This is a genomic window from Exiguobacterium sp. AB2 (assembly GCF_000696055.1).
Classification (GTDB): domain Bacteria; phylum Bacillota; class Bacilli; order Exiguobacteriales; family Exiguobacteriaceae; genus Exiguobacterium; species Exiguobacterium alkaliphilum.
In genome coordinates, this window is sequence record NZ_JNAA01000100.1 from 1 (window position 1) to 11,375 (window position 11,375).

Annotated in this window: 7 protein-coding genes; 3 read left to right on the plus strand and 4 right to left on the minus strand. The window is 58.7% G+C overall.

Annotated elements, in window-relative coordinates; translation table 11 throughout:
* Together DI14_RS11790 and DI14_RS11795 are read right to left on the minus strand one after the other, a co-directional pair.
* A partial coding sequence (locus tag DI14_RS11790) for an EAL domain-containing protein (protein WP_051622716.1) occupies positions 1-2,723 on the minus strand: 2,723 nt, incomplete at its 3' end.
* 129 nt (positions 2,724-2,852) lie between these two features.
* Positions 2,853-3,326 carry a DinB family protein gene (locus DI14_RS11795; RefSeq protein WP_034808788.1) on the minus strand — a complete coding sequence of 158 codons (474 nt, stop codon included), beginning with the start codon at positions 3,324-3,326 and terminating at the stop codon, positions 2,853-2,855.
* A gap of 125 nt (positions 3,327-3,451) precedes the next feature.
* Here DI14_RS11795 and DI14_RS11800 point away from each other — a divergent pair, with 125 nt between their 5' ends.
* Positions 3,452-4,180, plus strand: coding sequence for a DUF3784 domain-containing protein (locus DI14_RS11800; RefSeq protein ID WP_034808790.1), 729 nt, complete (start codon positions 3,452-3,454; stop codon positions 4,178-4,180).
* Positions 4,177-4,437 carry a hypothetical protein gene (locus DI14_RS11805; protein WP_034808792.1) on the plus strand — a complete coding sequence of 87 codons (261 nt, stop codon included), beginning with the start codon at positions 4,177-4,179 and terminating at the stop codon, positions 4,435-4,437. Before DI14_RS11800 ends, DI14_RS11805 begins: the two co-directional genes overlap by 4 nt.
* A 27-nt stretch (positions 4,438-4,464) precedes the next feature.
* On the opposite strand, the gene DI14_RS11810 is transcribed toward DI14_RS11805, so the two are convergent.
* Positions 4,465-7,164 (minus strand): EAL domain-containing protein, encoded by a 2,700-nt coding sequence (locus DI14_RS11810; protein WP_034808794.1) that lies wholly within the window; start codon positions 7,162-7,164, stop codon positions 4,465-4,467.
* A gap of 114 nt (positions 7,165-7,278) precedes the next feature.
* Positions 7,279-9,087 (minus strand): C40 family peptidase, encoded by a 1,809-nt coding sequence (locus DI14_RS11815; RefSeq protein WP_235193464.1) that lies wholly within the window; start codon positions 9,085-9,087, stop codon positions 7,279-7,281.
* 276 nt (positions 9,088-9,363) lie between these two features.
* Here DI14_RS11815 and DI14_RS11820 point away from each other — a divergent pair, with 276 nt between their 5' ends.
* Positions 9,364-11,196 carry an EAL domain-containing protein gene (locus DI14_RS11820; RefSeq protein ID WP_034808795.1) on the plus strand — a complete coding sequence of 611 codons (1,833 nt, stop codon included), beginning with the start codon at positions 9,364-9,366 and terminating at the stop codon, positions 11,194-11,196.
* Positions 11,197-11,375 lie beyond the last annotated feature (179 nt).

An 11,375-nucleotide genomic window follows, 5' to 3' on the forward strand; every position in this document is an offset into this window, starting at 1 on the left:
CTGGTCTCGTCTTTTTGTATGCGTGCTTCTGCCCACGCCGTGAACGTCATGGCGTCGAGCGGTTCGGTGAAGTAATACCCTTGCCCAATCTCGACCCCTTCCTCAATCATCCGCTTCAACTCAAGTTTCGTCTCGATTCCCTCGGCGACGAGGACGAGCCGTTGTTCCCGTGTGAAGCGGGCGACGGCGCGCAGGAACGACAACGAGTCTTTCGCCTTGCCGCTGACGTACATACGGTCGATTTTCACTTCATGAATCGGAAGATGCCAAATCGCCTCGAACGACGCGTAGCCGGTCCCGAAGTCGTCGATGGAGAGGCGATAGCCGTTTCGGGCAATCGTCTCGAGCTGGCTCAAATCGGTCGGGTACGTCAACAAGTCGCTCGACTCGGTCAACTCGATGACGAGCCGGTCGGTGATCCACGGATGCGTCTCGGCCGTCTCCGTCAACAAGTCGACGATCGCTGCGTCGAGACAACGGGGGGACAAGTTGTAGGAGACGGTGAGCGCCGACAGCGACGTGTCATGCCAACGGAGCAACTGTTCAATCACTTGTTCCAACACGCTGAGCGACAGCCATAAAATCTGATCCGACTTCTCGGCCATGCGGATGAACTCGTCGGGACTGATTTTCCCGTGCGTGTCGCTGTCCCAGCGGGCGAGTGCCTCTGCCCCGACGATGGCGCCCGTCTTCAACTCGATTTGCGGATGGTAGGCGACGTGAATCGCGCGTTTCTTTATGGCGTCAGGCAGAGTCCGCTCAATCAAGGCGAGCCGCTCGACTTGCCGGAGCACGTCCGCGTCGTACCAGACGAAGCGGGTCCGTTGCTCGATGGCGAGTTGCAGCGCGTTCATCGCTTGTTTCAACGCCTCGTCATACGACTGCATCCGGACGACCGTCATCCCGCATTGGCTGTCGAGCGCTTGGCGTCGCGTCCGCTCATCCCAGTCACGGGGGAACAAGTCCTCGACCTCGTCCTTGTCTTCGGCGTCCAAGTCTTGAATGTAGAGGAGGAGGGTGTTGTCACGGTAACGTCCGAGCAGGCTCGTCGCATATTTCTTCAGACGGGCCTCGAGCCGGGAGACGAGCCGTTTGAGCGCCGCTTCCGCGTAAGCCGTTCCGTACCAGTCGGACAAGTGTTGATAGTCGTTCACTTTGAAGACGAGGAACACGCCGTTCGTCGCCGTGAGCCCTCGTTTTCGATACGTCTGAGCGAATCCGTACGCGTTCAACAGGCCGGTCGCGTCATCGTAACGGACGAGCCGGTCGACTTCTTGCTCGCGGACGATTCGTTCGGTCACATCCTCTAAGATGATGTAGTAATGCCGGTGATTGCCGACCTCGAGCGGCAATAGCTTGACGCTCATGTAGCGCCGCGGCGTCTCTTCAAAGAAGAGGATGAACTCGCTCGGCCGTTGTTCCCGTTTGACGTGGGCGAGGCCGTCCTCCCAGATTTTGCGCCCGGTCGCTGTCAGTAGCTGAGTGAACTCGTACAAGTTCCGATTGCCGAGCAGTCGTTCGAACACGTCGTTGCGTTCGATAATCTCGAACTTGTCGTCAATCCAGGCGATGGCGAGCCCGGTCTCCGTGAACAGGGACGCCCAACGCTCATGCACTTCGGCGAGCTCGAACGATTTCGCTTCGAGATGGCGGACGGTGAGCGACATGTCGCGAGCGATTCGTTTCAACTCCTGTTCGACCGGTGCGAAATCGTGCCGGTCCGGGAACGAGTTGGCCGGGGGTTCAAGCATCGGGTCGATGGCGAGGGCGCGTTCCTGCAGATGGACCAAGTCGAACCGATAGCGGTAATAATAGCGGACGAACCCGTACGACAGCAAGGCGAGCGTCAACATGCCAAAAATCAAGGTGAACACATAAAATGACTGTTCTTGACGTCGTTCCGTCTCGAGCGCCGCGAGTGCCTTGTCGCTGATGGCGTCGAGCATACGCTGGGTCTGGTCGTAGAAGGCGATGGCGCTCACGTAGCGCGCCTCGTACGGGACGTCGGGGTTCGACAGTTGGTCGAGTGCGGTGAACGCCTGATTGATGCGATCGTCGACCGTGTCTGACAAAATCGGGCGATCGAGCACGAGATTTTGCAACAAGGCTTGTTCCGGGAGGAGTGACGCTTCGAACTCCGCGAGTTGGTCTTTGTCCGGGTCGGCGACGAAGACGCGGTCGATGTTTCGCGTGTACGCCATCTGGAGCCGGAGCAAGGCGTCGGTCGCCTCGTAGAGCGAGCTGTCTTGATTCGTCTGGCGCAGCCCGTCATAGATCCAACGGCGGTCGAGCGACTTCAATAAATCGAACGGCACGAGCCGGAACCAATCCGTGTCGATGCTCGTCGTCGCCGCCTCGATATTGTCGGAGAAGGCGAGCACGGCGTCACGTTCCCGATCGGAGAGGCCGACGTGGACGTCGTTGATGAGCGAGCGGTTAAAGGCGAGCGCCTGATCCCGATATTGGTCTGAGACGAGTGTGAACGTCTCGGCACGTTCGATCTCATACTGCCGGGCGACATAATAAAGGATCAAATGGCTCTCGACGCCGGACACGTCTTTCGCGTACGTCATGTTCGTGATGGCTTGGCGCGACGTCTCGGCTTTTTCTTTCCAATAATAGCCGCTCCAAAACGTGAGCAACACGACGGCGACGAACGAGAGGGCGAACAAGACAGTGAGGACGGTGCGGAACGGGACATCGGCGAACGGGGAGCGGCGCATATCGGACCTCCTTTCGAATCACATAACGCTTCCTTTCTTTTCCTGATTCGAGGGAACGGAAAACGACAACGTGATGGAAAAGGCGAGCCTGTTTTCGTGAAACGACAACGACCCGCCGGGGGCGGGTCGTCACGCGTTCATCTGTTCTTTCGTCGGCCCCATGACACCGGGGACAGTGAGGCCGGCTTGCCGGAGCAGCACCGTCATCTGGCCGCGGTGATGCGTCTGATGGTCGAGCATCATCCGGAGGACGGCGCCGCGCGGGGTCATCGTGCCGTGCACGTTCACTTCTTCGAGAAGATATGATTCGGTGAACGATTCGGCCGCCTCGGCGATTTCGTTTGCATAGCCTTCGTACTGAGCGGCGATCACACCCGCCGTGGTCGGTTGGGTCAACGACTTCAGTGCCGACAACCGGAAGCCGAGCAAGTTCGTGAAGTAGCCGAGTGCCGTCGTCACGTGCCACCCGATCCAACCGAGCGAGTTGTGCCCCGGGACGATCGATTGCGTGATCGTCTCGTCGGTGACAGTGCGGAGCACGTCGAGCGTGCCGGCCGATGATTTCGTCCAATCCGTGATGAAATCTTGTTTCGTGCGATACATCGAATTCCTCCTTCTGTGTTTCTACCACCAGTATACGGGAGAACCGCTGTTTCGCGTGCATCTGACGATTGTTGGAACGTAACAGCCGTTTTCACGTAGAATAGAGGAGACAGGGGGTCTCATTTATGTGGATTTTAGTACTCGCGGCACTGCTCATGTTTTTCCTCGGCTTCGCCGTCCATCGACTCGGCTGGCATTCCCTTATTTCGGGCTATAACACGATGGAACAGGAGCGTAAAGATCGCGTCGACATCAAGTCGGTCGCAAGACTCATCGGGATCATGGCGTACGGGATCGGGGTCATCTTTCTTCTCATCGCCGCTATCGAAGCGTTCCGATTGAACATCCCGCTCGAACCGCTCTTCATCGCGCTGTTGTTGTTCGTCGTCGTCACGCTCTGGCGCGCCCAGAAGTATGACGGGAACATCTTCGACGAGTCGGGCCGGCTCCGTCCGGATGGGAAGAAGCGCCTCATCCCGCTCGCGATTGTCAGCGTGCTGTTGTTGACGGTCATCCCGGGGCTCATGCTTTGGTTCTCGCAACCAACCGAGGTGACGCTCACCGAATCGGCGCTCGTCATCGAAGGTGCGTACGGACAGACCGTGCCATATGACGACATGACGGCCGTCACGTTGACGTCGTTCCCGGGTGTCGAACGCCGGCAGAACGGGTCGGCGACATCATCACGTCTCACCGGCAACTTCCGCACGATCTATAAAGAAGACGTGCTCCTCTTCATCAATCGGGACGTCGGACCGGTCATCCGCATCGATTGGAGCGGCAAACCGATTTACTTGAACCTCGAGACGGAACAAGCGACGAGGGCGTTGTATGAGGAGGTGGTGAATCGATGAGTCCATGGTACACGCGCAACATGCCGTTCTTTTTCCTGACGTTCTTCTTCCCGCCGCTCGCGCTGCTCTTGCTCGTCTGGCGCTGGGACAAGTTCACGACAGACCGAGGCATCAAACTATTCTTCACGGTCGGGATGACGGTGTTCATCGTCTTCGGGCTGTTGCCGCGCGGGTCGCTCCCGATCGTCTTGCCGATCATCTTCGGCTTAATCATTTTGAAGCTAATCCTTAATGGAATCAAACGAAAGACCGGCTGACGATGTGTCAGCCGGTCTAGCGACAGGTCACTCACGGTGGCCTGTTTTTTCATGGACCCACGCCTCGAACGCGTCCGCTTTAAGCGCCGGGGCGTAGTAATAACCTTGTCCGAGCTCGACGCCTTCGGCGAGGATGCGGTTCAAGTCTTCTTCGGTCTCGATGCCCTCGGCGAGCGAGGTGAGCTTCTGTTCGCTCGCGAACCGGGAGACGGCGCGGAGGAACGAGGTGCTGTCTTTCGCCTTGCCGCTGACGTACATGCTGTCGATCTTCACTTCTTGAATCGGCAAGTGCCAAATCGCTTCGAACGAGGCGTATCCCGTCCCGAAGTCGTCGATTGACAGGCAGTAGCCGAGGTCGGCGATATCCTCGAGACGGTCGAGTTCGCTCGTGTGCGACATGATGTCGGCCGACTCGGTCAACTCGATTTTCAATCGGTCCGGCAGCCACGGGTACGCCTCGATTTGGTCGCGCAGTTTCGCGACGATTGACGGGTCGACCGAGTGGGCGGACAAGTTGTACGACAGCGAGATGTCGGCGAACGGTGTCTGTCGCCACGTGACGAGCTGGTCGATAACCTGATCAAGGATCGAGTGCGACAGCCAGAGGATTTGATCGGACCGCTCGGCGATACGGATGAACTCGTTCGGTGGGACGTGGCCAATCTCAGGGTGATGCCACCTCGCGAGCGCCTCGGCCCCGACGACCTTGCCCGTCTTCAGCTCGACTTGCGGCTGATAGGCGACGGTGATTTGACCTTTTGAGATCGCATCCGGCAGCGCCTGTTCAATCAATGCGGCCCATTGGAGTTGGGCGAGGATGCTCGCGTCGTACCAGACGAACGGGGTTCGCGTCTCTTTGGCATGTTGGAGCGCCTTCGTCGCCTCGAACAGACAGTCCGTATAGTTCGGCGTCGTGTGCGTCGCCCCGATTTGGACGTGGACGGTCTGGCGTTTGCCGTTGATCAAGAGCTCGGTCGGGAACAGCTCCATCAGTTCATGCTCGTCTGCCGCGGCGAAGCCCTTGACATACAGCATGAGCGTGTCGTCCCGGTAGCGCCCGAACAAGTGCTGGGCGTACTTCGCGAGCCGGTCCTCGACGTGGCGCGCGAACTCGGTCATGAGCAGGTCCGCATACGTCGCGTCATACCAGTCGACGAGATGGTGGAAGTCGTTCAGCTTGATGACGACGAACGCCCCATCGATGTCTTGTTTCGCCCATGCCTGGACGAAGCCGTACTCGTTATACAGGTTCGTCGCCATGTCGAACCGGACGAGCCGGTCGACTTTCCGCTCCCGTTCGACGCGCTCGGTCTCATCTTCAAGGATGAGGTAATACGTCAACGCCTCACCGCGTTTGAGCGGGATAATCTTCATGTTCAAGAAGCGGACGTGCTCGCCTTTCAAATGCAGGATGAACTGGGCGCTCGTCCCGTGCTCGGTCACACCGTCGAGCGCTTCGCGGAACAAGCGACGTCCCGTCTCGGTGAACAGTTGGTTGATTTCGTACAAGTTGCGGTCGCCGAAGAACTGACGGAACACATCGTTTCGCTCGAGGAAATCGTACGCGTCATCGACGAGGGCGATGGCGAGGCCAGTCTCGGAGAAGAGCGACGACCAGCGCTCGTGATAGCGCAACAAGTCCGTCGACTGTGTCTCGAGCGTGTGGACGGTCGAATGGACGCTCACGGCAATCTCTCGGAGCTCGTCCTCGATACCGCGGAAGTCATGGCTCACCGGGAACGTCGCCTCGACCGGCTCCGTGCTCGGGTCGATGGCCCGCGCCCGCGCCTTCAAATGATCGAGGTCATGGGCGTACGCTTTCCGGGTGAGGCAGAGGGCGGCGAGGAGGCCGAACGACAAGAGAATCGTCAACAGGAGCGCGGCGATGGCGAGCGCCCCGTAGCGATTCCCTTCCGAGGCGAGCGTCGTCTCGGACGAGGAACGAAGCGAACGCAGGACGTCATGCGTGTCTTCATAGAAACTCGTGCTGTTGACGTAACGGGCCTCGAGCGTCGACTCGGACGTCGCGAGCCGGCCGAGGGCGAGGGCGCTCTCGATTAAATCAGAGACGGCGCGGGTCCGTAGTGAAGGATCGGTTGCGACGATGTCTTCAATCAAGCGGGCCTCGTTCGCGAGCGGGGAGACCTCGATCTCAAGCGCCTCGGCGTCCGGTGTCTCGGCGAGCAAGTTCGGAACGTTTTGGACGAACGTCATCTGCATGCGCATGACGGCGTCCGCGAGTTCGTATGCGGTGTTCTCCTGCGCCGTACGTTCGAGCCCTTGATAGAGCCAACGCCGGTCAATCGACTCGATGACATCGAACGGGACGATATCGAAGCGGGCTTCGTCGAGCGTCTCCTCGAGGCGTTCCGAGAAGGCGAGGAGCGCCTCACGTTCCCGTTCGTTCACGCCCGTCTCGAAGTCGTCACGGAGCTGGATGTTGTACTGGAGCGCCCGTTCCCGGTACGGGGACGAGAGAAGATTCGTCGGTTGGTCCGAGTTCGTCTCATACAGCCTTGCCGTCTGATGGAGGACGAGATAGGCCTCGACGCCCGCTAGGTCGGCGGCGTGGTTCAAGTTCGTCACCGTTTGGTCGACGGCGGCATGCTTTTCTTTCCAATAATAGCTGAGCCCAAGCCCGAACGAGAGCACGCCGATGAGGCAGGCGATGGCGAGTCCCATCGTATAAATCCGATACGGGATTTTGGCGAAGCGATCTTGGCTCATCGGACACCTCCTTTTTTCTTCTTATCTTATCTCGCATTTCGCATCTTCGGTACGGAATCCTGCATATCGAAAAGAAAACCCGACTAAGGTCGGGTTTTCAAGGTGCGACGAAAGTCACGGACGCTTGTAACCGATGAGGCGCGATTGCCAGTACGGTTCTTTGCTGATTTGGTTGTAGCCGAGGCCGGACGTTCCGGCGTGGATGAACGTGTCCGCGTTGATCATGATGCCCATGTGGGACGGACCGGCCGTGTACGTGTTCTCGAAGAAGACGAGGTCACCCGCTTGCGGCGTGAACGATTTCGGCAACTGTGGGCCGAAGTAGGCGCCGGCCCAATAGTTGGCGACGTTCGTGCGCGGGATGTTGACGCCCGCTTGGTTGAACGCATAGAAGATGAGGCCGGAGCAGTCGAAACCGCCATTGACCGGACTGGACGAGGCCCAGACGTAAGGCGTGCCGACGAAGCGCTGGGCGACGGCGATTGTCGCGAGGCGGGTCGCCTGGGCAGACTGTCCGTTCACTTGCGTCACGAACGACTTGGCGATGAACCCTTCGGCGACGCGGTAATGGGTCGCCGTCTCACCGATGACATTCAACAGGCCACCGCGAAGCGTCGAACCGACGATCGCGCTCGTGTCGCTCGCTTGGGCGCGGATTGCGGCCGGACTTGCCGTGAAGAACGTGTGAGCGTCATACGAGCCTGAGACCCACGTCGGGTTCGCCGCTGTCCCTTTCGGCACTTGTTTCACGAACGAAGCCGAGACGAAGCCCGTCGTGTTGCCGATGTAGATTTGGTGCCATCCGTTTGACGTCTGCACGACGCGGAGCGTCTGGCCGGCCGTGACGCTGCCGATGATGGACGAGCTCGTCGTCGCCGAGGCGCGTACGTTCAATGACGGCGTGTTGACGACATAATCGACGTCCTTGTTGCCGGCGCCAGCATCCCCGAGGTTCGGGGCGATCGGCGCGCTCGGTGCGGTCGTCGTCTGTTTCAAGAAGCCGGTGCTGACGTAACCGGACTTGCCGTTATACGTCACGTACACCCACGAGCCGCTCTGTTTCGTCGCCGTCACGGTCGTGCCGTTCGGGATCGTCGTGACGAGGGCGAAGCCGGTCCCTGCGCCTTGGCGCACGTTCAAGTTCGCGGTCGTCACGTACGACGTGTTGATGCTCTCTTCTTTGATTTGCGTCGGAGCTGGTGTAGCCGGCTGGGCCGGTGTCGGCGTGGACGCCGCCTTCGTCAAATATGTATTCGCGACGAAGCCCGTTTGGTTCCCGAATTTCACGTGCGACCATGTGCCTTCGACTTTCAAGACGGTGACGCTCTGTCCTTTCGGAATCGTCGTCAACACGCGTGCGGTCGTCGACTTCGAGGCGCGGAGGTTCAAGTTCGCCGTCGTCTTTGATGCAGTCGCGCTCGGGGTGACGATTGGTGCAGTCGGTGCCGGGGCAGGCGTTGCCGGTTGTGCAGGTGCGGCGCTTAAAAAGTCGTTGTGCACCCAACCTGTGCGGCCGTTATACGTCACTTGCGTCCAGACTCCGCTCGTCTTGAGCGGGGTGAGTCTTTGGCCGCGCGGAATCGTAAGAAGGACGCTATGCGTCGTCCCGGCGCCGCTCCGGAGGTTCAAGTTCGCGGTCGTCGTACGGGTCGCGGTCGCTTGCGTCGCGTTATTGTTCGCAGGTGCGAGCGTCACGGCGCCAGAGAGTCTCAGTGTCTGTCCGATGGCGATTCGGTCGGACGTCAAGTTGTTCACAGATTTCAATGTCGCGAGCGGGATATTGTGCTGCTGGCTGATTGACCAGAGCGTATCTCCGGCACGGACGGTGTGCGTGCTAGCGGCAGCGGCGTCGTCGGCCTGAGCGAGGACGGTTACGGCGGCGATGGCGGCGAATGAGTACATGAGGCCGGACTTATGATCCATGGAGTCACTTCCTTCGTAGATGGCGTAGGTAACGGTTCGATAAAATCAATACAGTTATATTGTAAGGTGTTTCGAAATTGGCAGGCAATGGGGGGAAGGACTCAAACAGGCCAATTCCGTTGAAAAGGAGGTCAATATTTTTTGACAGGTAGAAATGGGATGAATTAGGTAAAAGGGGTGAATCAGAAATTGACTTTCTGTTGAATTTTGGAAACTATTCTTCCCAAGTATTCATGCTATGATGAAGATAGGATTAATGAGGAGAGTAGGGGACTTATGACCGAGGGGAACTTTTCCGCACAATCGTATCGAAAACATCAAGAGAAACTGTTCGACCTCGTACGGATGCCGGACGTGAATGAAGCGACGGTCCATCAGGCGATTAGCTATATGTGTCAAGTCGTCTCGGATATGCTCGACGTCGACACCGTCTCGATTTGGCACTTCGATGACACGTACGCGTCCATCCGTTGCCAAGTCGCGTATTCGAAAGAGGTCGGGCACACCCAACCGGACTTGATCGTCGATCGGGATGCCGCGCCGGTCTATTTCGATGCGCTCCGCACGAACCGGGTGCTCCCGTTCGACGATGTACGTAGCCACCCGTGGGTGAAGGATTTGTATCAACAATACTTTGTCGAAGGACAGCGCATCTACTCCATGCTCGACGCGCCGATCTATGCGAACGAGTACGCGAAAGGCGTCATCTGTTGTGAGACGTTCGCCCCGCGGACGTGGACGTATATGGAGGAACTCATCGTCAGCACGTTATCGGACTTCATCGCCATCCTCTACCTCCGGCTCGAGCGTCAATCGATCGAGGAACACGTCACGCGTCTCGCTTACACGGACGCGCTGACGGGACTTATGAACGAGAACGCGTTCGTCGAACACGTCGACCGCGTCCGGGAAGAGGCGGACGGCCATCTCGGCTCGCTCATCTATTTGAAGGTCGACAAGTTCCGGGCGATCGAGGACGCGCTCGGGCTCGAGAAGGCCGACGCGCTCGTCAAAGACGTCGCGGCCCGGCTTCGCCACATCGTCGACCCGACGATGCTTGCGCGCATCTCGCAGTCCGGCTTCATGGTTTGGACGCCTTACGGGGACCGCATCAAAGCGTTCGGGGTCGCCGACATGCTCGCGGAGACGGTGACGAAAGAGGCGTATGCCGTAGGCGCGCTCGATGTCGTCTTGACGATGAGCGCCTTCATCGCGATTGAGGACAAGACGTATTCGACGCTCGAGTTGATTCATGCGACGCGGCTCGCCGAGAGCGGCAACGTGCAACGTGGCATCGTCACGTTTTATGAGCCGGAGATGGGGGAGAAGGCGGCGGCCGAACTGACGCTCGAGATGAATCTTCGTAAAGGCATCGCCTTGAACGAGTTCACGCTCTTCTATCAGCCGAAAATCGATGCGACGACCGGGCGGTTGAACGGGTTTGAGGGTCTCATGCGATGGCTACATCCGGAACAAGGACTCGTCCCGCCGCTCGACTTCATCCCGCTCGCCGAATCGACCGGCGTCATCATCACGCTCGAAGAACAGATGTTCACCATCGCCTGCAGGCAGTTGAAGGAGTGGCACGATGCGGGGCGCAAGTACCGGCTCGCGCTCAACTTGTCGGCCCGTCACTTCTTGTCAGACGGGGTCGTCGACAAGTTCGCGCACATCGTCCGCGACATCGGCGTCTGTCCGACGTATTTGACGTTCGAGATCACGGAGAGCGTCGGCATGGAGAACCAGTTGCACGTCATCGAACGCTTCATCGACTTCCGGGACGTCGGCTTCTCCATCTCGATTGACGACTTCGGCACCGGCTTCTCGGCGTTCGTCTACTTGAAGCACTATCCGATTCACGAGATTAAGCTCGACCGGCAGTTCATCCAGGCGACAGAGAGCGACCCGACCGGGAACGTCATCGTCCAGTCCATCATCGAGCTCGCCAAAGGGTTGAAGTTACGAACGGTGTGCGAAGGAATCGAGACGGAGAGCCAGCGCCAGACGCTGAAGGCGCTCGGGTGTGATGAGATGCAAGGCTACTACTTCTCGCGTCCGCTCCCGATTGAGGAGCTTGAAGCTTGGATTAAATCATATGAACAAATGTAAAAGGGTTCGCCGCGGTGAACCCTCAGGCTGTAGACAAAACATTGTCTGCAGTTTTTTTATTTGTCCGACCGGGCACAGCTCGCTTTTCTGGGGGCAAGCAGGGAGCCGCATCGCTTAACGCTGCTGGGTCTCCCTTTGCTTGCTAGTCCCCTAGAAGTCTCGCCGTGCCCTTGGTCGGT

Bases quoted from the DNA above. Each gene is read 5' to 3' on its own strand.
- DI14_RS11820 (WP_034808795.1), top strand. From the start codon at position 9,364: ATGACCGAGGGGAACTTTTCCGCACAATCGTATCGAAAACATCAAGAG.
- DI14_RS11810 (WP_034808794.1), bottom strand. From the start codon at position 7,164: ATGAGCCAAGATCGCTTCGCCAAAATCCCGTATCGGATTTATACGATG.
- DI14_RS11795 (WP_034808788.1), bottom strand. From the start codon at position 3,326: ATGTATCGCACGAAACAAGATTTCATCACGGATTGGACGAAATCATCG.
- DI14_RS11815 (WP_235193464.1), bottom strand. From the start codon at position 9,087: ATGGATCATAAGTCCGGCCTCATGTACTCATTCGCCGCCATCGCCGCC.
- DI14_RS11800 (WP_034808790.1), top strand. From the start codon at position 3,452: ATGTGGATTTTAGTACTCGCGGCACTGCTCATGTTTTTCCTCGGCTTC.
- DI14_RS11805 (WP_034808792.1), top strand. From the start codon at position 4,177: ATGAGTCCATGGTACACGCGCAACATGCCGTTCTTTTTCCTGACGTTC.